Origin of the sequence: Prevotella lacticifex (genome assembly GCF_019973375.1) — a bacterium.
Lineage (GTDB): Bacteria > Bacteroidota > Bacteroidia > Bacteroidales > Bacteroidaceae > Prevotella > Prevotella lacticifex.
Genome location: NZ_BPTV01000004.1, coordinates 114,918 through 140,550, shown reverse-complemented (window position 1 = coordinate 140,550; position 25,633 = coordinate 114,918). Strand labels below are relative to the sequence as shown.

Sequence of the window (25,633 nt, the reverse complement as noted above, 5' to 3'; positions counted from 1 at the left end):
TTTTTCCAGTGTTTATAGGGGTTTGCGTGGTCAAACTGCTCAAAATCGCAATGTAGAACACAGCAATGTCGTAGGGATTGCTTATCTTTGCGGCATGAATTTTACGTCCCAAATACGTTACAACCCACAGACGTGTAAAGACGAGAAGTATTACCGTCTGAAGGAGTCCTATCGCGATGCCAGCGGTAGGGTATGTACTTTGATATTGCTCAATGTCGGGTTTATACATGACCTATCCCCAGAGCAGATAAGAGATGTTGCGCGTGGACTGACGTATCTGTACAATCACCAGAAGGATGTCCAACTTTGGGATGAGAAACTGCAAGGTTACTCGGAAGTGGTTCGTGACAGAGTGCATGCGTACTGGGCCAGACTTGTCGAGGAGGAAAAACTTGATATTGTGGGCAACGCCTACGAGAGAAGCAAGTCCAAGGCCAGGAAACGGATAGATGTTGACACTATGAGGCATACAGACGCAAGGGAAGTCGGCTGCGAATGGCTATGCCTGCAAACGATTCGTAAACTTGGTCTGGATACATTTCTCCGTTCTTTGGGATGGTCTGAGGACAAGGTGAAGGTCACTTTGGCCCATCTTATTACGAGGGCGGCCTATACTCCGTCCGAATTAAAGTCAATATCCATTATAAAAGAGAACTCTGCAGTGTGCGAACTCCTTGACCTTCCTATGGCCAAAATAACTCCAAGGAGGATATATCGAGTTGCCGATGACCTTTATTCCATAAAGGATAAGCTTGAGAAGTATCTTTGCCACAAGACCGACGACCTCTTCAAACCGACCAACCGCATTATGCTCTTCGATCTCACCAACTTTTATTTTGAGGGACGCAAGACCGGCAGCAAGAAGGCTGCCTTTGGCCGTTCAAAGGAGAAACGCAGCGACTGCAAGCTGCTTGTCCTCGCGCTATGCATCAATACTGACGGCTTCATACGTTACAGTGCGGTACTGGAAGGCAATACCGCCGATCCAAAGTCACTTCCCAACATGGTGGACGAGCTTATTGCTGAGAATCCGGCCAAATGTCCCGATAACGAGGGAGTGCTTGTAGTCATTGACGCAGGTATCTCAACTGAAGATAACCTCAAGACTATAAGGGACAAAGGATACAACTATCTTTGTGTATCCCGCAAAGCTCTTACCGAATACACCACCCCCGAGAATGCTCCCAAAGTCACAGTTTGCGATTGCTTGAAGCGCGAGATAACGCTTCAACGCGTAACAACGGCCAAGAATGACGACTGTTACCTCAAAATAGACTCTCCTGCAAAAGCGTTGAAGGAAGAATCCATGAACCGCAAATTCCGTGAGCGTTTTGAGGAAGGGTTGAAAAAAATCAGAAAGAGTACCCAATCAAAACACGGGATAAAAAACTACGGCAAGGTACAAAACAGGATCGGTGCCCTGCAAGGAAAATATCCCTCTATAAGCCGATATTACAATATAAAAGTTGAGGATGACGGACACGACAAAGTCGCTTCTATGACATGGGAGGTCAACATCCCGGACAAGGTGGAATACGGAACATACTTCCTCAGAACCAATGTGAAGAAATTAGATGAGGAAACGACCTGGAACTACTATAATCTTATACGTGAAATAGAATGCTCCAACCGGCAGCTCAAAACCGACCTCAGCCTCAGGCCCATATACCACCAGACTGACAATAGGGCAGACGCACACCTTTTCTTAGGGCTGCTGGCTTACTGGATAGTAAACACCGTGCGCCATCAGATGAAGGTTGCCCGGCGAAAGCAAGGCAAGGATGAGCATGGGCGGGAGCGTTCGACACCGTACTGGTCGGAGATCATGCGGATCATGAAGACTCAAAAAGCAGTTACTACCACAGCAGTAAATGCGCTTGGAGAGGCTGTCGAGACCAGACTGTGCAGTGTGCCTACAGATAGTGCAGCTGAAATCTACGAGTTGTTGAAAATCAGTAAAGTGCCATTTAAAAAAATAAAAATCTGTAGAACACAGTAGGACTTTTTAAAAACACTAAATTGCTGATACAGAACAACTAAGCAAAATACGATGTCAAAGTTGGGTTAAAAAGACAATGGTAGAAAAAATAAAGACTTGCCCTTACTGTGGGGAGACAATTATGGCGAGTGCAAAGAAATGTCGGTCTTGTGGTTCTTGGCTTGATGGCGACAACAGCAGAATGATGTCATGTCCTGTTTGTGGAGAATCTATAGATAGGAATGCAGAAGTTTGTCCATATTGCAAAGAGCAGCTGTCCATTACGATACTTGTAGAAATTTTACTTCTCAATAGATTAAAAATGACTTAAGTATGGAAAAGAGAACAAAGATATGTCCATATTGTGGAGAAGAGATTATGGCATCCGCCATAAAATGCCGCTATTGTGGAGAGTGGCTTGTAGATAGAGATGAAGACCCCAATGAGTATTCAATTGATAAGAGCTCATACAATGATGGAAAAGTAGATAAAGGAGATAAGGCATCTTCTTCGCAGGCAAGTGAAGAAGTTCCGCATTCTGAGGGCTTGCCTATGTCTCCGATGCCTAGCAATCGGCCTAACCATGCAACAATTCCAAATAGTAGCAGTAACGTTCCGAGAGATGATTCTTCTATGTCTTTCTGGAATTCTGTAAAGATGTGCTTTTACAAATGGAACATATACGAAGGCCGTGCTAGCAGAGCCGAGTATTGGTATTTTGTTCTCTTCTGCATTATAGTTGGTATCTTATTCTCCATCATTATCGGTCTCTTAGAAGTTGGTTTTGTTATAGGACTAACAAAGGATGCCGTATGGTTATCGAAAGCCATATTGTATTTCGGGGTAGCATTATGTCTATCTTTTGGTCTAGTAATGGAACTTCCGAGTTTGGCTGTATCGACAAGACGTTTACATGATATAGGTAAAAGTGGTTGGTTCTTACTAATAGCTTTAATACCGTTTGTTGGACCTTTCATCTTACTTTACTTCTTTGCGCAAAGAAGTGACACTGTAAATAAATACGGAGAGCGACCTTCCGACATATCTGAACTAAAATATAAAATTAGTGCCACGAATAAAGATATTGGCATTACAATAGCTGCATGTGCTATTATTTTGCTATTATATCTTCTCTCTTATATTTCTATAAAAAGCGAATTAAAGGCTTTAGATGATCCCAATATAGAAGAAATCTTAGATGGTTTGAAAGAGAATTCAGGAGATGCTTATGCTGAAGATGAAAATACGTCTGCTGAGGAAAGTAATGATGGCGACTCAGATGTAGATTCAGAAGAGACTGATTTCAAGCCCGGAGTCTACGAGGGTAATATAGAAGGCTATCCCATTAAGATGGAGCTTGAAAAGAGTGGGAGTAATACTATATATGGCACTTACAAAAATTTAGACTATGGTACTACCATGAGTCTTAATGGTAGCATGGAAGGTGGCATTATTTCTTTGCAGGGTGAAGCTGATGGAACTACTTATTCTTTTATGCTTTCATATTCAGCAGATGGTGCAGGAGTAAAACTTAGCGGCACATGTGGGACGGTAAATGATGATTCTAAGAGTATTGAGTTGCATCTAACTGATAATAATTCAGCTAATGATCAAAGTGATGAGTATTACAACAACGAAGTAGCTTCTGATTCTGCTAGATAAATTATAATTGTCATATGGATAAGAAAACTAAAGTATGCCCTTATTGTGGAGAAACAATCATGGCATCTGCAATTAAGTGCCGTTATTGTGGAGAATGGCTAAACAAAGATGTTACCAAGACATCCTCCATAGAAGAAAATACTCAAAATAATGATGAAGATCAAACAGACGAAGAACGTATAGTTAATGGCGATAATGATATAGATACAGCTACTACTTCTATGTCATTTATTGAAGCAATAAAAACTTGTATTCATAAATGGCCTATATTCGAGGGTAGAGCAAGTAGACCCGAATTTTGGTATTTCTTCTTACTAACCCTTATTGCCAGTGTGATATTTTATGCTTTTCTTCTCATTTTTATGGTATTTGAAGCTAATAATTCCTCAGGATTCCTTTTTAAAGTCACTATGATTTGTATGGTATATAACCTCGTTATAGGCATACCTCTACTTTCTGCTGGTACTAGGCGTCTACATGACGTAGGCAAAGACGGAATACTCTGGTTTGTGTCTTTAATTCCAGTCATTGGCGTGGCTATATTGGCATATTTCTTGGCAAAAGAAAGTGATAAAGACAATTTATATGGCCCTTCTCAAGGTTATATAGAAGAACATAGTAATAATGTTACCAAGAAGGATATATGTATAGTTATAATTGCTGTTATTCTGACTATATTATTTTATGTTAGTGGATTTGTAAAGGTTCATAACACGTTGCAAAAAAGCAAAGAGAATGATACAGAAAATGTAGTCGGTGCTTTAGATAAGAATAGTCAGGATTCTAAGTCATCAAATTAGGCTGTCAAAAATTTAAGCCGTTTTTCGTTTCTTACTTTTGAGGTCCAACATTCTCCTTACTTGCCAATTGTCAAGCAGAGTCATTTCTTTCCAATCCTTTATATCAGCCATTCTCACGCATTCCATTTTCTCCTTGAAGTCAATCTTTCTTCTCTTTTTGCTGTCCGTAACTTTTCCGTACAGAGGCAAGGCCAGAACTATGGGCGTTATCCCACAGTGTTTGTTTTTCGGCTGTATGCTTTTATAAACGCCGAAAGTTGATTCTATGATATCCGACGTGATGTTGTGGCATTCGTCCTTTGATTTAAGAAGGGCGCACTCTTCATTTATGTAACGCCTTATGGCACGACCGACTCTTTTGCATCCTTCTGCTATTTCGTCCTTCCGCAACAGATTGATCCAGATGTAATCCTTGCAGTACTTTGCAGAGGTATGCGAAAGACCTTCTTTCTTTACTTTCGTGAATACAACGTCAACTGTTTCCATTACATGGTAGAGCTCTGTAACTAGCTCCTTATAGTCAAGCACAAACGTATAGGCAGCCTTCTGGCTTTCGCCAAGATCGTCATAGACTTGGAGTATGGCCCAAGCCCATTCCACCCACTTTGACATATTCATGAACCTCGATATGGTCCGTAACTTTGGCGGGAGCAGATATGCGTTAGCGGTAAGCTGATATGACAATCTCTTCTTGTTCATTATATCCATAAATTCCTTGAAATCAGTTCTTTCCTTGTATTCGTCCTCAAGAATAAGACCAATCGTGTGACTGATGTCTCGATGGCGCGGGACATCAGCTAACTCTGCTCCCTTCCTGAGATTATGCCCGTTGTCGCTGACAATATATTTTGGAGTCTTTCCGATTTTGTCCTTCAGTTTTATTATCTCCCTTTCTACGTCTCCGGCTTTCCATGATGACGATACAGCCATTGCCAGCACCTCGACATCCCCATGCTTCAATGTCTTGCCCTCGTGCTGTGCTGGAGCTGCGAGAATAACCAGCAACTTCTGACTTCCGACGGTGATACTCTCGTCTATAATGATAGAGTATTCCTTCCCTCTGAACTTATTACATGAGTCAAGATACTCTACGATACCAGCCTTGAGCAGCCAATTCTCAATTGTCTGGTGTGATGGTATTACACCGAGGGCACCGCCGAGAAAGTCATTGAATAACTCCAATCCGTTGACGATTGAACGAAATCCGCATCCCATGCGGATGTACATGCACACGGCCAAAGCTATCACTTCCGCCCAGAATGAGTGTCCTTTAACTGGCGTGAAAGCAAGTCGAACAATTCCTCCGTCGTGTTCAGACTCAAACGACGTTTTTTTTTGAGCTCTGTATCCTTGGCCTTGCTCTCCTTCTTCAACTCCTTGTACTTGTCTTTCCATTTTTTACTACTCTTGTCTTTAGCCATAATTGAAGCTTCTAATTTTTTAATCTTAGCCGATGCTGCCTTTTCCTTCTCGTTCTTCTTAGCGAGTAATGCTTCCAGTCTCTTTATTTTTGCACTTTCTTTTGTCATAATATTTTACTTTACATTGTTATATTTTCTATGTAAAGGTACTAATATTCAATGACTTATGCAAATTATTAAAGTTAATATATACTATGAAATATGTTTATATAAGTTAAGAATAAATCCTTGTAAATCAAAAGCAATTATGAGTATAAAAACTGACTAAATTTTTGACAGCCTATCATCAAATACTTATATTAATGACCAATCCGTGGAAGAGAATGAATCGAATACGGAAGCCACTAGTAATAATGAATCAGGGAACACTCAACAGCCTGATCCGTCAGCAAGCGAAGATTTATCTACTCAATCTTATAGTTCAGAAGAAATACCAATTTCTAATATTGGTGGAAGGTCATATTCACTTGTGCGAGATGAAACTGATAATAAGTCTATTATTTTGGCTAAAGACGAGGATGAAATTCTAAAAAAATATAAGACCGATGCCGTTATTGATGATATAGTTGACAAGAAACTTATCAATGGGAACCTATATTTTATAGGAGAGCAGAGTAATTGTGGAATAGGCTACATAATAAATATCGTCGTTTACCGTATCAATACTAGAAACAATAATATTTCTTGTGTTGTTGATGGATGTGCAGAAGCAAAATTTATAGGGAACACTCTGAAAGTTAATCATCCGTCAATCACGAATCAAAATACAGCCACATGCGACGCCGAATATAGGTATAAAGATCATTGGAGCTTACTACATTTGAAATAGTTAATGGTTCATTCGTACGGTTCTTTCATTTAAATTTAGACTGACATGGCATGATTGTTGCTCAGTCTCCGCTTTACCGCAGAAATGCTATTTGTAGTAAAGGTCTGATGACCAATGGATAAAGTATCCCCTACCCAAGCTGGATGTAGCTTAGGGCTTATTATATATCCCTCAAAATTAACGACCTCTACAGACTGAGAAGAGAAATAGCATAGGCCAAGCTGTTCTTGGCGTAAGATGCAATGGCTGAGAACTTGACTTTAAAGAGTTCTTTCCTCTTTCTGATGGTCTCTGGCAGGTGCTTTTTGGAGGCTATGGTGTAGATGATATAAACAAGCTTCTGGATCGAGTCCAAGTTTCTGGCCGACTTTGTTTCTTTTCTCTTTGTGCGGTCCTGGCGCATTCTTGCATCCAGCGTCCAATGGAGATTGTTCTCGATTCCCCAGTGCATGCGGCTGATTCGATCCAAAGTCTGTGCCCTTTCTTCCAAACTGGTTATATAGTACCTCGTCTGTTTTTGTTCCGTTCCGCTTTTCTTTTCAATCGTATGCGTGTCTATGGCAATCACAGCCTTGACATTGAGGAATTTTTCAAGCGCCTTGATACCGGATATGTCTGAATATACACGGCATCGGCGTTGGTACAGCCTCCCGTGGGCAAGTTCCCACTCCGTCTTCCATTCGTCGTTAGGATGCAGCGTAGGCACAGCGTCCTCTACCGACCATCTTGCTGCTTTCTGGTTGGCTTTCAGCGCAATAAGATAGTCAGCTCCCTTCCCGACGATGCCTTTGATGATAGAACTTTGGCACGACATGGCATCCGCAGTTATAACGCATCCATTCATGTAGTCAGCCCGCTCTATGATTTTGGGCACAGCCTTTATCTCATTGCTTTTCACCTCACACATTTCAGTGTCAAGCGGCAACCGGTCGGTCACGCTGAAAGCAGTCACAACATCAGGAGAGCGTCCGTCGCCAATTTCCGTACCCCGCATGAACTTGCCGTCAATTGCGATATGCCGTCTGTTTGTTCCATCATGCTCCGACATGTATTTTCGTGACAATGCCGAAACCAAAGAAGCCAAAGTAACGTCGTCAATCCCATCTTCCATCCTGCAAAGTGTGGGTTCTGACGGACATCCCTTAGCAAGAATGCCAAGGCGGTCTTGCAAGTAGCTCAAATGGACCGTTCCAAAGGTCACAATGTCTTTGCGGGTCTCGCAGCCGCATACCCTGGCCAAAATAACCAGTAGAAGCATGTCGGACAACTTGTGCTTACAGTTGCCTTTGTTCATCCTCCGATAATCTGGTACTGAGTTGATAAAATTTAACAAATCTCGGATCAGCAAATGCGGTTTTTCAACCGCCAGACTCTTAATCCCTTCTATGGAAGAAAAAGTTCCATACGAGATGATAAAAGTGCGTAATTATTTGGTTATTAGTGAATTATTTTGTACCTTTGTAGCGCAAAAAGAAGAGGGGGCATATAGTGCATTAATCTCACAAATACACCAAACCCCCTCTTCAAAAGTATAAAAATTATGACAGAAGGTATTAAGAGCTTGGCGGTTGAAAAACCGCCTTCGGGCGTTTATGCCTGCCGCCACATTCATTTAAATGGATTACATTGTGACATATTGTCTTCTATGCCGAGTTAAATGAAAGAGCCCTTGGTTCATTCGGAATTCTTTCTGTTTCATAGAATGACTATTTTGAATAATCGGAGAGTTAGTAATAACTTTGTTACTAATAAAGTTATTACTAACTTCGACTTCTCGAAAGCTATTCGGATTTAATCTTTTTAAAGCCTTTAGTAAGGAACTCGCGATGGTGAAAATGGGTTATCCAAAAGTCGTCACGAATAAAAACAAAAATTATGGCGCAGGGGGATTTTTCCGTGGATGTCCCTGCACTCGCCTAACTAAAATATAGTGAAACAGCGTTGCTGATGTCGGGAAACTATGTTACCTTTGCAGCATGGCAAAGAAACTATCGACATTCGACTACTCAACATTAGTCCGTTACATGCTGCCCGATGGCATCCTTGATTACTTCGAGATCACTAAGATCGACGAAGAAGTTACTAACGAGAAGGACGAAACAGGCACCGTCATCCGTATTCTTCACATCTACCTTGACGAGCGCGACCTGCGTGACAAGGTCTGGCATGACCTTCAGCCCAACGGTTTCACGGAGCCTCGCTTGTTCAATGACTTCCCACAACGCGAGCATAAAGTTCTGCTGCATGTCCGTCGCCGTCGTTGGTTGGACGGAGACGGTCACAACGTCGTCCTTGAAACCCTGCCTCTTGTGGCAGAGGGAACCTGCTACTCTGTAGAGTTTGCGGATTTCTTAAAAAAAATGGTTGGATGCCTTCCCAGTGACGGCCCAATGCGTGGGGCGCTTCTTCCGGACTGACGGGAAGTACCTCGGGCGTGCCTACAAGGAGCATCTGAGTGGCTTTACGGACTGGGACCAGAAGGAGCATGCCGGTGAGTGGGTGCTTCAAGAGAAGAACATGGGCGAGCGACTGTGCATAGACGAGACGATGCTTCACCATGACCTGATCACGTTCCTCTCCAACAGGGACGGACACTGCAAGAAGGGAACACTCATAGCTGCAGTCAAGGGCACGACCGTTGCTGACGTGACGAAGCATTTTGACGAGATACAAGAAGAGAGCCGAAATAAAGTCAAGGAGGTGTCGATGGACTTCTCCGACAGCATGATGGGCATTGTCAAGAAGTCCTTCCCACAGGCAGAGATAGTTATAGACCATTTCCATGTCATCCAGCTTTATACGACCAGGGGACTTGATGCGATGCGCATGAAGCTCAAGCGCACCAACACGACCGAGGTCAAGAGAGAGGAGCGGGAGTTCAGAAAGCAGCAAGAGAAGCGGGCCAAGGCAAGGGACAGGTACGCCGAGACCCATGAGGTCAAGAAGAGCAAGAACGGCAAACGCCTCGGCAGGCCGCGCAAGCGGAAGAATGAAAAGTTTGAGCCGAAGAAACTCAGCAATGGAGAGACCAAAGCCGACTTGCTGACGCACGTAAGATACCCGCTGACGAAAAACCACAATGACTGGACTGACTTCCAGAAGGAGGAAATGCGCCTGCTCTTTGAGATTGAGCCAAAGATGAAGGCTGCATACGGTCTGCTCTGCGCCCTGCGCAACATCTTCAGCAAGAAAAAGGACAGGAAGAGTGCAAAGAAAGCGCTCCATAAGTGGTACAAGAATGTCGGAAGAACCCGCATTCGGGAAATCATATCAGTACGTGACACCATCAAGGCCAAAGAGGAGTATGTGCTAAACTTCTTCAACAACAGGTCAACGAATGCGCCAGCCGAGTCGCTCAACTCAAAGATTAAGGGACTGCGTGCTCAGGTGCATGGGGTCAGTGACCTTCCCTTCTTCATGTTCCGCTGTTTCACGATATTTGGTTAGGCGAGTGCAGGGGGCATCCACGGAAAAATCCCCCTGCGCCAAAATTATTCGGTGTTATTCAAAAAAGAAATTGTATATTTACAACTATAAACTCAAAGCTAAAAAGTCATGAACGATAACAGTCTTCGGGAACTATGTGAAATGTCTGCTAACCGCTTGTTCGAACAGGCAGAAATAGCACATTATACTCCAAAAGAGCGTAAGGATTATGAAGACAGCTTAAAAGTATATCGTGAGTTTGATGCTGAAACTCGTCCAAAATCTAAGTTTTCGATATGATTTTGACTCAATTATATTATAAGACTAGTTGAGTTTAGTTATCTATTTTGGCAAGACAGGCATTTATATATGCGTAAGTTACATCAACTTTCTGTTTATTCTTGGCGCAATCTGCTAAAAAATGGCAGATTGCGCCAAAAACATAAGATAAATTTTGGCGCAATCTTAGTTTTTTGCTAACTTTGCGCCAAAAGCACAATAATATGATAGAAAAAATAATCGGAAGAAAAGAAGAAATAAAAAGACTGCAGAAGTATGTCTCGGACAGCAGATCTGAATTCATTGCAATTTACGGCCGCAGGCGTGTCGGCAAGACATTTCTGGTGAGAGAACTATTTGAAGGGCAAATGTCCTTCAGGATGACAGGCATAGAGGGTGCCACAACACAGGAACAACTTGCCAACTTCTGCAGCTCTCTACAGAACTTCACCCCTTCTGACACAAAGGCTGAAGATTGGAGTGAAGCTTTCCGCTTATTGGAAAGATATGTCGATGGTCTGCCGGACGGCCCGAAGATACTCTTTCTCGACGAGTTGCCGTGGATAGATACGCAGGGGTCTAACTTTCTCCGTGAGTTGGAGCATTTCTGGAATGACTGGGCATCCTACCGCAATGATATTAAGCTGATAGGCTGTGGCAGTGCCACTACATGGATGCTCGACAATCTGATAAACTCCCGGGGAGGCCTGCACAACAGGGTAACACATGAGATAGCCCTGGCTCCGTTCACTCTCTCAGAAACGGAGCAGTATTTCCACTCGCAGGGCTTCAGATATGAGCGGCCGGAAATCATAGAGTGCTATATGGCTGTCGGCGGAGTGGCGTACTATTTGTCTCTGTTTGAAAAGAGTCAGAGCGTAGCACAAAACATAGACCGATTATGCTTTACAAGGGGTGGTGAACTGTCCAATGAATTTGACAGGCTTTACAAGGCTCTGTTCAAGAAAGCCGATTCGTACATAGAAATTGTTACGGCCTTGGCAAAGAAGAGCAAGGGAATGACACGCCTTGAACTTCTTGCGGAGACCAAGTCTGTAAACAATGGCAACTTCACCTCAAAACTCTTAGAGTTAGAGGAGTGTGACTTTATCCGCAGCTATCAGCCATTCGGCAAGACGAAGAAAGAAACCGTATATCAGCTGATAGATCCTTTTTCCTTATTCTATTTCAAATTCATGGAGGGTCGTAAAGGATTTATGAGAGACTATTGGCTGAAAATGCAGTCGACTGAAGAGTACCGCAGCTGGTGTGGCTATGCCTTTGAGATTGTCTGTCTAAATCATGTAGAGCAGATTGTCCATGCTCTTGGGATTGACGGTAGTATAAACACAATCTGTTCTTGGAGCTACCGTCCTCCGAAGTCATTGCCAAAAGATGCTGATGAGGATTTAAAGCATGGCACACAGATTGACCTGCTTATTGACCGCTCCGACAATACCGTCAACGCATGTGAAATGAAATACAGTCTGACTGAATTTGAGATTGACAAAAGCTATTTCAATCTTATAGAGCGTCGGATGCGGATATTCAAAAAAATTACCAGAACACGTAAGAGCGTAGTCCCTGTATTCATAACCTCGCAAGGACTTTATGACAACATGTATTCGCGGCGCATTCCAAGAGAAATCAAAGGCGATGATCTCTTTGTTGATTGACAGATGATGCTATCGTTTGTTAAGGCGGATGTCATCGTCTCCAAATCCTTATTGATGTTTATCTATAATAGGTGGTATTTAACGAAAATTATGATCATTATTGCGACATGTTTTTTGATAAGCCGCTGATAATCAATGGAAAATTACATTCGAGGAGGGAAGTAAGTTGAGTGAGTTAGGTAAAGACTTATAAGATAAAAAATCCCACGCAACCTTTGTGGTTACGTGGGATTTTTGGTTCGACTGGCATGTATACCGGCTAACGGGTGTAAGTCCCTAACAGACCCTAATAGTGGGAACTGTCCAGCCAGAGAGACAAGGGTGTCCATCGCGAGATGGTATCTGTTTGGAAGAGTTCGCTCATTTGGGCTTGTGTCAGCCACACGGATGCTTATTTCAGAATTTGCAACACATTAGCAACATGCAGACGCAGATGTATTTGCTTACTTATCAAAGCTTTTCGAGAAGGTCAAGTAATGACAGAGTAATGTTTTAAGACAAAGTATGTTTTAAGACAGAGTAACAAAATAACATAATAAACGGGATGTAATCCATGTGGGTTGCATCCCGTTTTTCTATTCCCCTCAATTCCGCAACCCTACTAATAGTCTCAGGTCATTGCGGTCAAAACCGCCCAGAATGCAATTTCTCTTATTCAAACTGGCTTTTTGCCATATACTAACTGATATGAGCGCATAAAGCCCCCTTGCCCCCATTATGGATATTAAATTGTAATTCCTCCAAAACGTTTGGCTCATCCGTAGCTGGCGTTGAAAATGGTCCAGTAGTGCAACCATCTGTCCTTAGTGTAGATATTCAGAGTCCATTGCCTGGCGACACGGACCCATTTAGCCGGAACGACAATGAAGGCAAAGACAAAGCGCTTAAGGCGACTTTTCATGTCTATACCGGGAAAGATTGCGCTAACCTTTGACAACAAGTACTGATAGAAATTCTTCAGTATGGCGGTAAAGAGAAGGAACATTCTGCTCACGGGCGATGGTGTCAGAACTTGGTATCCTCGCATCGGGGGCAGTGCTCAGATACTTGTTCAATATGGTTGTAATATCCTCTATGTGGTCACCTCCGCATAGATATATGCAGAATAGCGCAAGCATAATATCGCTGTACTGGTAGCCATAGTTCTCGCAGCGGAGATTAAGCCGCCCGTCTACCAGTTTGTCCAGTCCTGCGCGTTTAAATTCGTTCATAGCATAAAAAATTCCGCCGTAGGGGACTATGTTATCATATTTTATTGCTACTTTTGCCATGTCATTTAGAATTGAACTATTTTTGTTTTGACACCATAAAGTTAGCGAAAATTCTGCAAATGGCAAAACTCTGGGGAACTTATTGTTCCTCAGAGACTTATAAAAAATATTAATAAAGAATTACGCAATTAGTTGCGGAATTAAGGGTCCAATAAATCCGTGTAATCGGTTAAATCCTTGCGAATAAAAACTCCCTTTGAATAATTCACACCGATTTCACAGATTGCCACAGATAAATTTTGTTCAATAAATCCGTGTAATCCATGAAATCCGTGCGAACATTTTCTTCTATTTTTTTATTATTGTATTCCTCAGCGCCTACGTGAATACTTGCCATACGAAATCAACACGAATGCGCAATGGTAGGTTGCAGGGGAGGGCGGGGGCTGCGGTACTGGTCTCCGAAATACAGGAGAGATTCGGCCAGACGATTGACCGGAGATCCCTTACCCTGCCTGCCTCCCCTGCAAGTGGATCATTATCGCGTACGCGATATGCAGACCGACGGCCACTGCGGATTAACTTACAATATTTGTAGACCTTGATGTTCCTGTACAAACCATTGATACTTAGGTGTTTGCAGCACTCAGCCGCCGTAGTTACTATGTTTGCATCGGCTAACGCCCTCACGTGCATCAGAACATGCTGCTTCGGCTTCTGTGTTTTTCATGGTTTTGAGATTACTTCTTTTCCTTGAGACTTCACATTCTGAGACGTTAATTCTGCAAAAAAAAGTAGGGCTAACCGAATAATTATCGTATCTTTGCAGAGATAAATAAAAAATAACAATAATTAAAACGGTATCACCCTATGAAATTGCAAAGTAACAAAATTTCCTTCAAAGGACAAAACATTTACGTAGGAATTGACGTACATTTAAAGACTTGGTCGGTAACCATTTTGCTGAAAGACAGCAATTACAAGAAGACTTTCACGCAGCCGGCGAGTCCGAAGGCACTCTTCGAGCACTTGAAGAAGAATTACCCAGGAGGTATTTACCACGCTGTCTACGAGTCAGGATTCAGCGGTTACTCAAGCTGCTACGAGCTTCGTGATCTTGGCGTTGACTGCATCATAACTCACGCCGCCGATGTGCCGACATCGCAGAAGGAACGGCTGTCGAAGACGGACGCGGTGGATTCTGCCAAGCTCGCACGTTCGTTAAGCAATGGCGAATTGAAAGCCGTTTACCTTCCGCCTAAGGATAAGCTCGGAGACAGGGAACTGATGCGGACCAGACAGACGATAATGAAGGACATCTGCCGTGTCAAGTGCCGCATAAAACACCTGCTGTATACCAACGGCGTCTCATACCCGGAACCGTTCGCCGCTTATCGCTCCCACTGGACACGGGCCTTCATCAAATGGCTTAGGGAGGAAGTCACTCTTCTATCAGGCAAAAGGATTGCCCTTGATATGATGATTGAAGAGCTTGAGTACTATAGAAAGCTGCTTCTCCGGGCCAACAGGGAGATAAGGATCCTGACGAAGAGCGAGGCCTACGCCGAGGCCTACAACCGCCTTATAGCTATTCCCGGCATAGGGATGATAACGGCGATGACTATCCTTACGGAAGCCGTTACGCCAGACCGTTTTACGGGATTGAGGAGATTCATAAGCTATCTCGGACTCGTTCCTACCATGGATGATTCTGGCGAGAACGAGAATGCTGGCGAGATAACGCCCCGTGGAAACCAAAAGATAAGAAGAATGATCGTTGAAAGTACATGGACCACCATACGCTATGACCGGGAAATGGCCTCAGCTTTCGGCAAGTACTGTCAGCGCATGAAGAAGAACCAGGCCGTAATACGCGTAGCCAGAAAACTTGCCACCAGGTTATGGCACGTGTTCAAGTACGGCGAAGATTACAAGGAATGCCAATAGGTTACATCATAAAGGAAATCCTAGAAAACACTTTCGATATAAGCGACTGCTACCCGCCCCTTGGTGAGCTAATGACTGCACTTTTCTCGTAGTTTGTGGCGCTTTTCCTGTCATTAATTGAGCAGTAAACCGTGAACCCGAATGGGTATCACTGATAGAAGTTGGTTTGATGGGATTTTTTAATGAATCTTACGCCTGATGACAACCGTTCTTTGGGCGTTCTCTTGATAGGACAGAAGTCACTATCCAAGGCTTCGTGTCCCTATACGAAAGTACAACAAATGCTAAAATGCTGATAATCAGAGTTAAAGAAAAATAAATAAAAGTCAATTGTTTGGTTTGCAACATAGAAGGGGCGGGGTTTATCCCCGTCCTACCAGCAGCGGACAAGATATAAAACAAATATAACGCAGCTGCGAGGACGTGGATAAACCCCGCCCATGCATGTGTTTTTTTGTGCAATACATTAATTATCAGTAAGTTGTATTGTATTCCCAACATTGTGAGGTTTATACACGCCCTACTGCCATAAAGGAATTATCCTTCAGCTACGGCCAGCCCCGACGGGGCTGAATCTTCAATAACCCCGGACTAAGCGAGCGATAGCGAGTGCAGTCCGGGGAATATGTAATCCGAAGGATATACATTCAGTGCCTCGAAGAGGCACAATAGCACGTAGTGCGCAAAACCATATTGCAGTGGTAATTCTGCGCGTTCCGCTATTCAACCTCTTCGAGGCTGGTAATGAATTTCTTTTGCCCACGTTAACCCCAGACTGCGGTCGCTGTGCTCCCTTAGTCTGGGGTTACTGATGATTAACCCACATTGCAGCTATATTTCAGCTAACCACCTGATTCCCAGGACTCGTTTTTTTTGATATCCGCTTTTTGGGTCCACACAAATTTTCTTGCCTTTATCGGAATATGATCCACCTTGAGCGTGTCGTATATCTGTAGTAAATCATCTTCCGGCTCGCTGCATTTTCTTACTGCAATCTTTTCTCCGTTGCTCAGACTGGCTGTGCTGGTGGCTACTATCTGCTTGTTCATGACAGGTCGTAGCGACCACCATTCCGACTTGATGCCTCCCTTGCGCAACATGTATCTTGCAGTGGATACGACCCAATAGGCGAGGATGGCCAGATGAAGATGGGCCTTGATGCCTTCATCGCTTTTGTGGTATACAGGTCTGATGTCCAGATCGTTTTTAAGGACTCTGAAAACGGTCTCGACTGTACGGATTACATTATAATAGTTCCAAATAGTTTCCTCGTCTTTCTCTGTGATATTCGTACGCACGATGTATTTTCCATGAAAGCTGTTTTGCTTCTCCACCCGTTCGGTCTTGCGTTTCCAGGTTATTGCCGTGGTTGTGTCGTGCTCGTCATATTCAAAGTGGATGTCGTAGTTGAGATGTGCCGTGCCGGTTTTCTGTTCCAAACGCCCGAGACGTTCGATGACTCTGTCCCGTTTCTTGGTGCCTCCTGCCTTATGGAGTCCTGCGTCTATGGCTTTCAGCCCCTCAACGAAGAGCGCATCGGTCCGGTCAGCCATACTCTTCTCTTTCAGGGCCTTGGCATAGCTGTCAACCTGGAGGAATGTGTCGCCTGTATAATCGTCCTTGTCTCCAGTCTTGGCATTTACGGCGGGCTTACGGTCAAGTTTGACAAGGCGGAGCTTTATATCCTGCTTTTTCTCGTCTTTCACCGTAACGACACGCTCGGACAGAGGGGTGCAGGCGCTGTCGCCGCGCATGACGGTAATGTATTTATAATGGTTGTCCTTCAGCCATTTGATGTTCTCAACACCTGACATCCCGGCATCCATCACAATGATAAGATTCTCTTTGTCAGTACCATCCTTGAGTGCGTCAATCATTGGTTGCATGCATTTGTAGTCGGCAGCGTTGCCTTCGAAGATGTCCGTACGCACAAGCAGTCCGTCGGTGTTTACCACTGCCCCGAATACGACCTGCTTGCAGTCAGTGCGCTTCTCCTTGCTGCGGCCGCGGGCCAAAAGGTCAGACAGTGTATAACGGCCCTCAAAATACGTGTTGCTCAGATCCAGGAGGTATATCTTTTCATGGATGTCGAACATGGTAACGACACGGTCATGCAGGAAGTCCTCAATCTCCTTGTGTATGCCGTAAAGCTTGCGGGCACTGCCGTAGAGGGTATCCTTGGTGATTTTCTCACTGTTGACGCCGGCCATCTCGCAAAGGGAGGATTCACTGCGTAAATACTTGGCCGTGCGGTATTCAGAACATGGGAAGATAACCCGAGCCGCAATCTGTACCAAAGCCACCATGGCCTCATCGCGGCTGAGGCCGTTGTCAATCAGACACTTTTCAAGTCCCAGCTTCTTCAGTATGGAAAGACATACATTCTCCATTCCGACCGAGCGCGCATTGGTAAGCTTTTGTCCGAAGAAACTTTCCGTTGTGACGTAGCCGCACTTGCGCTCATGTTCCTCACGGGCCTTCTCTGCCTTGGTCACATCACGGCTGTTGCTGATAATATTGTTGATCAGTCCTCTTGACTTCAATTCATTGTAGGTTTCATTGACTTTCGAGGACACGTTTTTATCATCACATATTATATATTCACCACGGAGAACCAGTGCATTGAGGCATCTCATGTACATGTCGCGCTGCTCAAATGTAGGAAGCTCAGGCAGATAGCCCAGGGCGAGCAACATGTGCTGCCGGGTCTTGCCGTTGCTGTCGCGGTAGGACTCGGTCAGGCGGTAGTACTTCTGTGTGAGGACCTTACCGCCGACATGCTTTTCTCGTCTGACGTACTTGAGATACATGCCGCAAAGGTCGTAAAATACTTTGAATCCTGCAAGACCGGTGGGTCCACACAGACACTGCCTCAACCTGACTTATTAAGAATATTTAATCAAAATGGCAAAAAATAGCACATAAACAGGCCTTTTCCATGTGCCGTATGTCTGAATTTAAGAAAATTTACACATAATAGCAGGGGTGAGTCGATGGTCTGCTGCAATGTGGGTTAAGTAACTGTATATATAGGCGGGGCTCTCTAAGTAGAGTCCCGTTTGGGTGTTCAACAACTTTTGATATATAGTAGAATTGTATATCTTGTCAAAAGCATCAATTGTAGAGAGATGGTAATCATCCTGAAGATATTTTACCATTTCTTCAACATCACTATTAATTATAGTATCATCCAAGCGTCCCTCCATTTCGCTTACAAACAACAATAAGGTCGTTTAGAGAATCTGACAGTGACATCTGGTGTTCAGCCTCATAGCACTTGTCTAAGAAATCCAAGCCCTTATATCGCTTTAGATAGTTGAATGCAATCTTGGTCGACATCTTGAACTTCTTAGCGAACTCAACAATACACATATTAATGTACCTTATTTTGTTCATAGTCACATATTTTCTTCTCGTTGCAAAATTACATTATTTTAATCAGAAAGTCAAATTTTAGTTATAAAACTTGCTATAAATAAAAAGGACCAAAATTTTACCAACAGATAATCGTAGAATGACCAAGCTGTGGTCATCCTATGACCAGGCTGCGGTCATCCTATGACCAGGCTGCGGTCATCCTATGACCACAGTGCGGTCAACAGAAGATCTATCCTGCCGTGGCTCAGATAACATGGAGTTTGGAGGACAAGGACAGAAATGTTATAGACTATGACTACTTCACGGATACCTTTTATATTGACTGTCGATAAGGTACTGGCTAAGATACGAATATGACCATGCGAGAGTTGCCCGGCGGCACGCTCTTTCCCGATACCATGATGCAGTATGACGAGTATACTATCCGCGAGGTGATGCATAATGCCATTGCCCATCATGACTACACCCTCCAACAACGAATATTCTTTGTTATGCAGATTTTTCAAACCTTTTTTGGCTTAACCCACAATGAGTACAGTGTGGACTTCCAACAGCCGATTAAGATAACTCGCACTTTTTGTTTACGTCGTAAAACGTAAAACTTACGGACGCACATTTTTTATAATATGAGTCTGTGAGTAATAGTATTAGTACTCTTGACCGTGCACATGCGCATGTATACCGATTCCATGCATAAAGTTAGGAAAAACATCTTTTTCTCTACAATATTAAAAATTTCTTGCTAATTTTTTAGTTTTTTCAATATTTCTTTGTAAATTTGCCCTTGTGAACCACGTCCGAAATCCTATCGGCTGATGCAGGGTGTGGCCCTCGTGGCCGTCCGCAATGCAGAAGCCATCCAGGTGGGGAAGGGCAGTCTAAGAGAGACCGTTTGACAGTGGGGAGCATATATATGATTAAGGCGTTTATCTGACGCTTTGTTCTTGACACTCAGAAATTCTGGCAGATTTCAATCCCGTCAAGATCGAAGTAACGATGAATGCCCATAGGTGTGTATTCACCAAGCCTTAGCTGTGTACCTTATTTTTATAAGGTATGCTCTAAGGTGTGATATACATACAGGCGTGGGCTTCAGAGTTACTCGTTCAACGGGATTAGGCGATGCCAGAAGCCTCTGAGTGTGGGACGAGTAACAGATTGAACTCCCACGCTTTTTTCGTGTATATACCTAAACTTTTATATTTTGACCGACAAGCAAGGGAGGTGCTTTGTCATAAAGAAATAATAATGAACATTAAATCTATTAATGTCAATTCTGATGAGAAAAGAAACAAAGGTATTGTAAGTGCACAAGTCGATGATCTTTCTCAAAGACAGACAGAAGAAACTATTATTAAGGAATCCTGCAAATCTCTTTCTGAAACAATGGAGAAAGGATGGCACGCAGAATGGAATGGAGGTCCTATAAAGACAGAATCGACTAAAAACGGTGAGATAAAAAGAGTTGAATTCGGATTTGATAAAGTTAGAGATCGGCAATAAACTTTATAGCGATGAATTTAGTATCTATTGTAGTTCCTTGTTTTAACGAGCAAGAGTCTCTGCCACACTTTTACGAAAGTGTTACGGAGATTATTGCCCCTTTGTCGCAATATCATTGGGAAATATTATTCATCGATGATGGAAGTCGTGACAAAACTTTGTCCATTATTAGGGATTTAGCTGATAAGGATGACAGAATTAGTTTTGTAAGCCTTTCAAGGAACTTTGGCAAAGAAAATGCCATGCTTGCAGGATTCGATTATGTAAAGGGAGACTGTATGGTTCTTATGGATGCAGACCTGCAAGATCCTCCATCGTTAATCCCTGATATGCTAAAATATTGGGAAGAAGGGTATGATGATGTCTATGCTAAAAGAAGAGACAGAGGGAAAGAGAGCTGGCTGAGAAGAAAACTATCTCTTCTCTTCTATTGGCTTTTAGATAAGAGTACACGTTTTGATGTTCTTAAGAATGTTGGTGATTTTCGCCTTCTTGATCACCGCTGTATAGAGGCTCTAAGACATCTAAGGGAACGTGAACGTTATACTAAGGGCTTGTTCTCTTGGATTGGTTATAGGAAGAAAGAAATCTTATTCGACAGACAAGATCGACAATATGGATCTACGCATTGGAACTTCTTTCAGTTGGCGGGATTGGCGATTGAAGGTCTTACTTCATTTACAACAGCTCCACTTAGATGGGCTACTTATTCTGGTATTCTTATAGGGTTTGCTGCAATGTGCTATTTAATATGGACGCTAATAAAAGTTAGTATATGGGGAGATCCTGTGGCAGGTTTCCCTACATTGATTTGCGTCATAGTTTTCCTTGGCGGAATACAATTGTTCTCTATAGGAGTGCTTGGTGAATATTTGGGAAAAGTCTTCAATGAAAGTAAACACAGACCCGTGTATTTGGTACAAGAATATCATTGTGGAAATAAAGACAAGCTGAAATGAGGTCTATCAAAGATTTATTAGGATTAACATTTAGCCGTTTTGTTATAGTAGGCATAATAAACACTATCGTCGGAACGACAATAATGTTTGTCTGCTATAATGCAATAGGGTTAAGCTATTGGATTTCATCAGCGCTAAATTATATACTAGCGAGTATCCTTAGCTATTTTCTAAATCGCAAATTTACGTTTCGTTATAAAGGTAGCTATAGAAAATCTGCTGTGAAATTCACTATAAATATAATTGCTTGTTATTTGGTCGCATATGGATTGGCAAAGCCGTTAATCGGAGCACTTTTAGATTCATATAGCACTACCTTAAAAGACAACATCGCTATGGCAGTAGGAGCAGTATTGTTTGTAATACTGAATTATTTCGGACAGAAACTTTGGGCATTTAAAGGAGATAATATCAATAATAATGGAAAAGAACAGTAATATATTAAGAAAAAGATCAACTAGATGGTTCCCTATATTCGTAGTTGTATGGGGAATTGTTCAACTTGCTTGTGTTATAGGTTGCTATAATAATGAAATGGGACCAGATGCTTTAGGCTACACAAGACATGCCATTCAATGTTACAACGAAGGTACATTCTATCCATCTATTAACAATCTGCATGATGTTTATGTCCAAGCCCCAGGTCTAGTGAATTTCCTAATTCCTATATATGCCGTTTTTGGAGATGTACGAATATTTCTCTTCCTTAACATTATAATGAACATCGCTATATTGCTTGAGACAGTTTACCTAGGAGAGAAATTCTTTAATAAGACTGTAGGATATATAGCCGGTGTGTGTTATGCAATTATATTGGCAAATATCTTTGCCCCAGTAGTACTGGGCAGTGAGATTTTATATTTATTCCTTGCTCTTACTGGTTTTGTCATAAGTTTAAAAGCGAAGCCAATACCATTGATTTCTGCCGGTATATTATATGCAGTTGCATATACCGTAAGGCCTTTAGTTTTAGCGTTCTTGGTTGCTTCAATCGTCTATTATATTTATGTAAAGAGAAAATGGCTTCGCAATTCTCTCATAACAATAGCTTGTTTTGCAATACCCTTAATTGCTTTGGGCGAAATAAACCAACAAAGGCTTGGAACGCCAATAGTCAGTTCTACAACTGGAGGATATAATTTGCTAATGACGGCCTATGATAAAGCCACACCACTACCAGAACATTCCATATTTTACAAGTCTGATGGAATAGGACATCCATATTTAAGCTCCAAATATACGTTTGCTGAGCGCGATTCAATTTGGATGAGTATGGCTGTGTCATGGATAAAAGAACATCCTTTTAGATATTTGGTTTTGTGTGGAGAAAGAGTCTTCATAATGTGGAACAAGGACGTTTGGTCTGTGCCTAATTTTCTACCTGACCATTTAGATAATCCAACATACGCCATTGCTTCTGGCAGCAAGACACGTATGATAGTGTGCCAAGCAATTCGAATGTGCTACAGCATTGTTTATTATGTGGTCTGTGTACTTTTCCTAATAAGCATCGTGAAGTATAGAAAAGAAATCCTTTCTGGGAAAGGAATAATGCTCTTGATTCTATTACTTGGCATAGGTGGTACTTGCTTGTTCCCAATGGAGCATCGGTATCACTATCCTTACATGTTTATCTTATGTATATGGGTAGCATACTATATTTCAAATAGACTTGAGAAAGGGAACAAATAAATCAGGTGGTCATTGCGGTGGGGGCACACCTCTTCCCATTTCGAACAGAGAAGTTAAGCCCATTTGCGCCGATGGTACTGCAATGTTTTGTGGGAGAGCAGGTAGCCGCCTTTGACAAGAGTCCAATGTTTAACCGGTCAGTAGCTCGATAGGGACTCCGAGCTTAAATCAACTGACTTTAATTTGTCGAGATTATGAAGAGTATATTTGTATTTTTCTAGTCTGGGCTAAAAAAGATAGCCCAGGCTTCATGGAGATTATTAGATAATCCGTATTTTACTAGTAGTATTTCGATATTACTGACTCTTGCGGGAATCTTCTGTCCTTAGTTCGCAATTCCAAGTATCTTGTTTGACGTGCTGTTATTATGGCATGCATGGAAAAAGGATAGACAAAGGATAAAAGCTTAAGGCTTCCCCAGCACCTTTTGGTGCTGGGTTCTTTTTGTGAGTTGTTATAATGATTGAACTTTTATAATCTTACCTTATATCTAATGATATTCATGTTTGTTTGACAAGATATTTGAAGATAGAACACTTGAACCAGGGTTAATAAATAAAATAAGATTTAAAGATTAAAAATAGCGTTTTGTTTTTCTCAGATTAATAAAATTGGTACCCTTGTAGAAAAATAAAAAGACATGTCTATAATAGGAAGGGAAAGAGAAATAAAGGAGCTAAAGCAGTTAGTAGACGTATCTTGCGAGTACTATCTCGAATATTGAAAAGACAGCCTCATAGAGGGTTTAGTTCCTCCTTTAACCCACATTGCAGCTATATTTCAGCTAACCCCCTGATTTCCAGGATTCGCTTTTTTTGAAATCCGCTTTTTGGGTCCACACAAATTTTCTTGCCTTTATCGGAATGTGGCCGACCTTGAGCGTGTCGTATATCTGTAGTAAATCATCTTCCGGCTCACTGCATTTTCTTACTGCAATCTTTTCTCCGTTGCTCAGACTGGCTGTGCTGGTGGCTACTATCTGCTTGTTCATGACAGGCCGCAGAGACCACCATTCCGCCTTGATACCTCCCCTGCGCAACATGTATCTTGCAGTGGATACGACCCAATAGGCGAGGATGGCCAGGTGAAGATGGGCCTTGATGCCTTCGTCGCTTTTGTGGTATACCGGTCTGATATCCAGATCGTTTTTAAGGACTCTGAATACGGTCTCGACAGTACGAATTACATTATAATAGTTCCAAATAGTTTCCTCGTCTTTCTCTGTGATATTCGTACGCACGATATATTTTCCATGAAAGCTGTTTTGCTTCTCCACCCGTTCGGCCTTGCGTTTCCAGGTGATTGCCGTGGTTGTGTCGTGCTCGTCATATTCAAAGTGGATGTCGTAGTTTAGATGTGCCGTGCCGGTTTTCTGTTCCAAACGCCCGAGGCGTTCGAGGACTCTGTCACGTTTCTTGGTGCCGCCTGCCTTGTGGAGTCCGGCGTCTATGGCTTTTAGTCCATCAACGAAGAGTGCATCGGTTCGGTCAGCCATACTCTTCTCTTTCAGAGCTTTGGCATAGCTGTCAACCTGGAGGAATGCGTCGCCAGTATAATCGTCCATGGCTCCTGTCTTGGCATTTACGGCGGGCTTACGGTCAAGTTTGACAAGGCGGAGCTTTATATCCTGCTTTTTCTCGTCCTTCACCGTAACTACACGCTCGGACAGAGGGGTGCAGGCGCTGTCGCCGCGCATGACGGTAATGTATTTATAATGGTTGTCCTTCAGCCATTTGATGTTCTCAACACCTGACATCCCGGCATCCATCACAATGATAAGATTCTCTTTGTCAGTACCATCTTTGAGGGCGTCAATCATTGGTTGCATGCATTTGTAGTCGGCAGCGTTGCCTTCGAAGATGTCCGTACGCACAAGCAGTCCGTCGGTGTTTACCACTGCCCCGAATACGACCTGCTTGCAGTCAGTGCGCTTCTCCTTGCTGCGGCCGCGGGCCAAAAGGTCAGACAGTGTATAACGGCCCTCAAAATACGTGTTGCTCAGATCCAGGAGGTATATCTTTTCATGGATGTCGAACATGGTAACGACACGGTCATGCAGGAAGTCCTCAATCTCCTTGTGTATGCCGTAAAGCTTGCGGGCACTGCCATAGAGCACGTCCTTGGTGATTTTCTCACTGTTGACTCCGACCATCTCGCAAAGGGAGGATTCATTACGTAAATACTTGGCCGTACGGTATTCAGAACATGGGAAGATAACCCGAGCCGCAACCTGTACCAAAGCCACACGGGCCTCATCGCGGCTGAGGCCGTTGTCAATCAGACACTTTTCAAGTCCCAGCTTCCTCAGTATGGAAAGACATACGTTCTCCATTCCGACCGAGCGCGCGTTGGTAAGCTTTTGGTCGAAGAAACTTTTCGTTGTGATATAGCCGCACTTGCGCTCATGTTCCTCACGGGCCTTCTCTGCCTTGGCCACATCACGGCTGTTGGTGATAATATTGTTGATCAGTCCTCTCGATTTCAATTCATTGTAGGTATCATTGACTTTCGAGGACACGTTTTTATCATCACATATTATATATTCACCACGGAGAACCAGTGCATTGAGGCATCTCATGTACATGTCGCGCTGCTCAAACGTCGGAAGTTCAGGCAGATAGCCCAGAGCAAGCAACATGTGCTGCCGGGTCTTGCCGTTGCTGTCGCGGTAGGACTCGGTCAGGCGGTAGTACTTCTGTGTGAGGACCTTACCGCCGACATGCTTTTCTCGTCTGACGTACTTGAGATACATGCCGCAAAGGTCGTAAAATACTTTGAATCCTGCAAGACCGGTGGGTCCACACAGGCACTCCCACAACCTGGCCCATTAAGAATATTTAATCAAAATGGCCAAAAACAGCCCAGAAACGGG

General features: G+C 43.1%; 21 protein-coding genes, 1 rRNA gene and 2 pseudogenes. 17 read left to right on the top strand and 7 right to left on the bottom strand.

Features of this window, described 5'->3' with window-relative positions; genetic code table 11:
• The first annotated feature begins 94 nt into the window (after positions 1-94).
• The 4 genes from LDN30_RS15895 to LDN30_RS15880 all read left to right on the top strand — a co-directional run bounded on the left by LDN30_RS15895 (position 95) and on the right by LDN30_RS15880 (position 4,440).
• A complete protein-coding gene (locus tag LDN30_RS15895; protein ID WP_223925324.1) occupies positions 95-1,999 on the top strand; it encodes an IS1634 family transposase in 1,905 nt (634 codons plus the stop codon).
• Between the two features lie 76 nt (positions 2,000-2,075).
• Positions 2,076-2,309, top strand: coding sequence for a zinc ribbon domain-containing protein (locus tag LDN30_RS15890; protein ID WP_223927198.1), 234 nt, complete (start codon positions 2,076-2,078; stop codon positions 2,307-2,309).
• Between the two features lie 2 nt (positions 2,310-2,311).
• A complete protein-coding gene (locus LDN30_RS15885; protein ID WP_223927197.1) occupies positions 2,312-3,640 on the top strand; it encodes a DUF805 domain-containing protein in 1,329 nt (442 codons plus the stop codon).
• Positions 3,641-3,654: 14 nt separating this feature from the next.
• Positions 3,655-4,440, top strand: a complete 786-nt coding sequence (locus LDN30_RS15880; RefSeq protein ID WP_223930236.1) for a DUF805 domain-containing protein — start codon at positions 3,655-3,657, stop codon at positions 4,438-4,440.
• 12 nt (positions 4,441-4,452) lie between these two features.
• Here LDN30_RS15880 and LDN30_RS15875 read toward each other — a convergent pair whose 3' ends face one another.
• Both LDN30_RS15875 and LDN30_RS15870 read right to left on the bottom strand, forming a co-directional pair.
• A complete protein-coding gene (locus tag LDN30_RS15875) occupies positions 4,453-5,655 on the bottom strand; it encodes a hypothetical protein (RefSeq protein ID WP_223927116.1) in 1,203 nt (400 codons plus the stop codon).
• 29 nt (positions 5,656-5,684) lie between these two features.
• Positions 5,685-5,969, bottom strand: a complete 285-nt coding sequence (locus tag LDN30_RS15870) for a hypothetical protein (RefSeq protein ID WP_223925384.1) — start codon at positions 5,967-5,969, stop codon at positions 5,685-5,687.
• Positions 5,970-6,174: 205 nt separating this feature from the next.
• Between LDN30_RS15870 and LDN30_RS15865 the strand changes: the two genes are divergently transcribed.
• The gene (locus LDN30_RS15865; protein ID WP_223930235.1) at positions 6,175-6,690 is read left to right on the top strand and encodes a hypothetical protein; all 516 of its coding nucleotides are present in this window, start codon (positions 6,175-6,177) and stop codon (positions 6,688-6,690) included.
• A 187-nt stretch (positions 6,691-6,877) separates the two neighbouring features.
• Here LDN30_RS15865 and LDN30_RS15860 read toward each other — a convergent pair whose 3' ends face one another.
• Positions 6,878-8,023 (bottom strand): ISAs1 family transposase, encoded by a 1,146-nt coding sequence (locus LDN30_RS15860; protein ID WP_223927195.1) that lies wholly within the window; start codon positions 8,021-8,023, stop codon positions 6,878-6,880.
• Between the two features lie 52 nt (positions 8,024-8,075).
• On the opposite strand from LDN30_RS15860, the gene LDN30_RS15855 reads away from it, so the two are divergent.
• From LDN30_RS15855 to LDN30_RS15835, 5 genes are all read left to right on the top strand, one after another.
• Positions 8,076-8,225, top strand: coding sequence for a hypothetical protein (locus LDN30_RS15855; RefSeq protein ID WP_223929345.1), 150 nt, complete (start codon positions 8,076-8,078; stop codon positions 8,223-8,225).
• Between the two features lie 441 nt (positions 8,226-8,666).
• Positions 8,667-9,107 carry an ISAon1 family transposase N-terminal region protein gene (locus LDN30_RS15850; RefSeq protein WP_223925203.1) on the top strand — a complete coding sequence of 147 codons (441 nt, stop codon included), beginning with the start codon at positions 8,667-8,669 and terminating at the stop codon, positions 9,105-9,107.
• On the top strand, positions 9,085-10,137 hold the full coding sequence (locus LDN30_RS15845; RefSeq protein WP_223925205.1) for a transposase: 1,053 nt from the start codon (positions 9,085-9,087) through the stop codon (positions 10,135-10,137). Before LDN30_RS15850 ends, LDN30_RS15845 begins: the two co-directional genes overlap by 23 nt.
• Positions 10,138-10,245: 108 nt before the next feature.
• On the top strand, positions 10,246-10,416 hold the full coding sequence (locus tag LDN30_RS15840) for a hypothetical protein (protein WP_223927194.1): 171 nt from the start codon (positions 10,246-10,248) through the stop codon (positions 10,414-10,416).
• 203 nt (positions 10,417-10,619) lie between these two features.
• Positions 10,620-12,071, top strand: a complete 1,452-nt coding sequence (locus tag LDN30_RS15835; RefSeq protein ID WP_223927193.1) for an AAA family ATPase — start codon at positions 10,620-10,622, stop codon at positions 12,069-12,071.
• Positions 12,072-12,825: 754 nt separating this feature from the next.
• Here LDN30_RS15835 and LDN30_RS16600 read toward each other — a convergent pair.
• Positions 12,826-13,342 (bottom strand): annotated as a pseudogene (locus LDN30_RS16600) (hypothetical protein).
• Positions 13,343-14,152: 810 nt separating this feature from the next.
• On the opposite strand from LDN30_RS16600, the gene LDN30_RS15820 reads away from it, so the two are divergent.
• Complete coding sequence (locus tag LDN30_RS15820) at positions 14,153-15,229, top strand: IS110 family RNA-guided transposase (protein WP_223926469.1); 1,077 nt, start codon at positions 14,153-14,155, stop codon at positions 15,227-15,229.
• A gap of 842 nt (positions 15,230-16,071) precedes the next feature.
• Here the strand turns inward: LDN30_RS15820 and LDN30_RS15815 are convergent.
• Complete coding sequence (locus tag LDN30_RS15815) at positions 16,072-18,039, bottom strand: IS1634 family transposase (protein WP_223927189.1); 1,968 nt, start codon at positions 18,037-18,039, stop codon at positions 16,072-16,074.
• Between the two features lie 376 nt (positions 18,040-18,415).
• The gene (locus LDN30_RS15810; protein ID WP_306432757.1) at positions 18,416-18,601 is read right to left on the bottom strand and encodes a DUF3791 domain-containing protein; all 186 of its coding nucleotides are present in this window, start codon (positions 18,599-18,601) and stop codon (positions 18,416-18,418) included.
• A 230-nt stretch (positions 18,602-18,831) separates the two neighbouring features.
• On the opposite strand from LDN30_RS15810, the pseudogene LDN30_RS15805 reads away from it, so the two are divergent.
• The 6 genes and pseudogenes from LDN30_RS15805 to rrf form a co-directional block, all read left to right on the top strand.
• Positions 18,832-19,098: pseudogene (locus LDN30_RS15805) on the top strand (RNA-binding domain-containing protein); the annotation flags it as partial.
• A gap of 757 nt (positions 19,099-19,855) precedes the next feature.
• Positions 19,856-20,110 carry a hypothetical protein gene (locus LDN30_RS15800; RefSeq protein WP_223927187.1) on the top strand — a complete coding sequence of 85 codons (255 nt, stop codon included), beginning with the start codon at positions 19,856-19,858 and terminating at the stop codon, positions 20,108-20,110.
• Positions 20,111-20,121: 11 nt separating this feature from the next.
• Positions 20,122-21,069 carry a glycosyltransferase family 2 protein gene (locus LDN30_RS15795; protein WP_223927186.1) on the top strand — a complete coding sequence of 316 codons (948 nt, stop codon included), beginning with the start codon at positions 20,122-20,124 and terminating at the stop codon, positions 21,067-21,069.
• Positions 21,066-21,506 carry a GtrA family protein gene (locus LDN30_RS15790; protein ID WP_223927185.1) on the top strand — a complete coding sequence of 147 codons (441 nt, stop codon included), beginning with the start codon at positions 21,066-21,068 and terminating at the stop codon, positions 21,504-21,506. Before LDN30_RS15795 ends, LDN30_RS15790 begins: the two co-directional genes overlap by 4 nt.
• The gene (locus LDN30_RS15785; RefSeq protein WP_223927184.1) at positions 21,490-22,761 is read left to right on the top strand and encodes a glycosyltransferase family protein; all 1,272 of its coding nucleotides are present in this window, start codon (positions 21,490-21,492) and stop codon (positions 22,759-22,761) included. The genes LDN30_RS15790 and LDN30_RS15785 overlap by 17 nt, the downstream gene beginning before the upstream one ends.
• A gap of 1 nt (position 22,762) precedes the next feature.
• A 5S ribosomal RNA gene (rrf, locus tag LDN30_RS15780) occupies positions 22,763-22,875 on the top strand.
• Between the two features lie 670 nt (positions 22,876-23,545).
• On the opposite strand, the gene LDN30_RS15775 is transcribed toward rrf, so the two are convergent.
• Positions 23,546-25,513, bottom strand: coding sequence for an IS1634 family transposase (locus tag LDN30_RS15775; RefSeq protein ID WP_223927183.1), 1,968 nt, complete (start codon positions 25,511-25,513; stop codon positions 23,546-23,548).
• Positions 25,514-25,633 lie beyond the last annotated feature (120 nt).

Coding starts and splice junctions, on each gene's coding strand:
- LDN30_RS15895 (WP_223925324.1), top strand. CDS start 95: ATGAATTTTACGTCCCAAATACGTTACAACCCACAGACGTGTAAAGAC.
- LDN30_RS15890 (WP_223927198.1), top strand. CDS start 2,076: ATGGTAGAAAAAATAAAGACTTGCCCTTACTGTGGGGAGACAATTATG.
- LDN30_RS15885 (WP_223927197.1), top strand. CDS start 2,312: ATGGAAAAGAGAACAAAGATATGTCCATATTGTGGAGAAGAGATTATG.
- LDN30_RS15880 (WP_223930236.1), top strand. CDS start 3,655: ATGGATAAGAAAACTAAAGTATGCCCTTATTGTGGAGAAACAATCATG.
- LDN30_RS15875 (WP_223927116.1), bottom strand. CDS start 5,655: ATGGGATGCGGATTTCGTTCAATCGTCAACGGATTGGAGTTATTCAAT.
- LDN30_RS15870 (WP_223925384.1), bottom strand. CDS start 5,969: ATGACAAAAGAAAGTGCAAAAATAAAGAGACTGGAAGCATTACTCGCT.
- LDN30_RS15855 (WP_223929345.1), top strand. CDS start 8,076: ATGGAAGAAAAAGTTCCATACGAGATGATAAAAGTGCGTAATTATTTG.
- LDN30_RS15850 (WP_223925203.1), top strand. CDS start 8,667: ATGGCAAAGAAACTATCGACATTCGACTACTCAACATTAGTCCGTTAC.
- LDN30_RS15840 (WP_223927194.1), top strand. CDS start 10,246: ATGAACGATAACAGTCTTCGGGAACTATGTGAAATGTCTGCTAACCGC.
- LDN30_RS15835 (WP_223927193.1), top strand. CDS start 10,620: ATGATAGAAAAAATAATCGGAAGAAAAGAAGAAATAAAAAGACTGCAG.
- LDN30_RS15820 (WP_223926469.1), top strand. CDS start 14,153: ATGAAATTGCAAAGTAACAAAATTTCCTTCAAAGGACAAAACATTTAC.
- LDN30_RS15815 (WP_223927189.1), bottom strand. CDS start 18,039: ATGTATCTCAAGTACGTCAGACGAGAAAAGCATGTCGGCGGTAAGGTC.
- LDN30_RS15810 (WP_306432757.1), bottom strand. CDS start 18,601: ATGTGTATTGTTGAGTTCGCTAAGAAGTTCAAGATGTCGACCAAGATT.
- LDN30_RS15800 (WP_223927187.1), top strand. CDS start 19,856: ATGAACATTAAATCTATTAATGTCAATTCTGATGAGAAAAGAAACAAA.
- LDN30_RS15795 (WP_223927186.1), top strand. CDS start 20,122: ATGAATTTAGTATCTATTGTAGTTCCTTGTTTTAACGAGCAAGAGTCT.
- LDN30_RS15790 (WP_223927185.1), top strand. CDS start 21,066: ATGAGGTCTATCAAAGATTTATTAGGATTAACATTTAGCCGTTTTGTT.
- LDN30_RS15785 (WP_223927184.1), top strand. CDS start 21,490: ATGGAAAAGAACAGTAATATATTAAGAAAAAGATCAACTAGATGGTTC.
- LDN30_RS15775 (WP_223927183.1), bottom strand. CDS start 25,513: ATGTATCTCAAGTACGTCAGACGAGAAAAGCATGTCGGCGGTAAGGTC.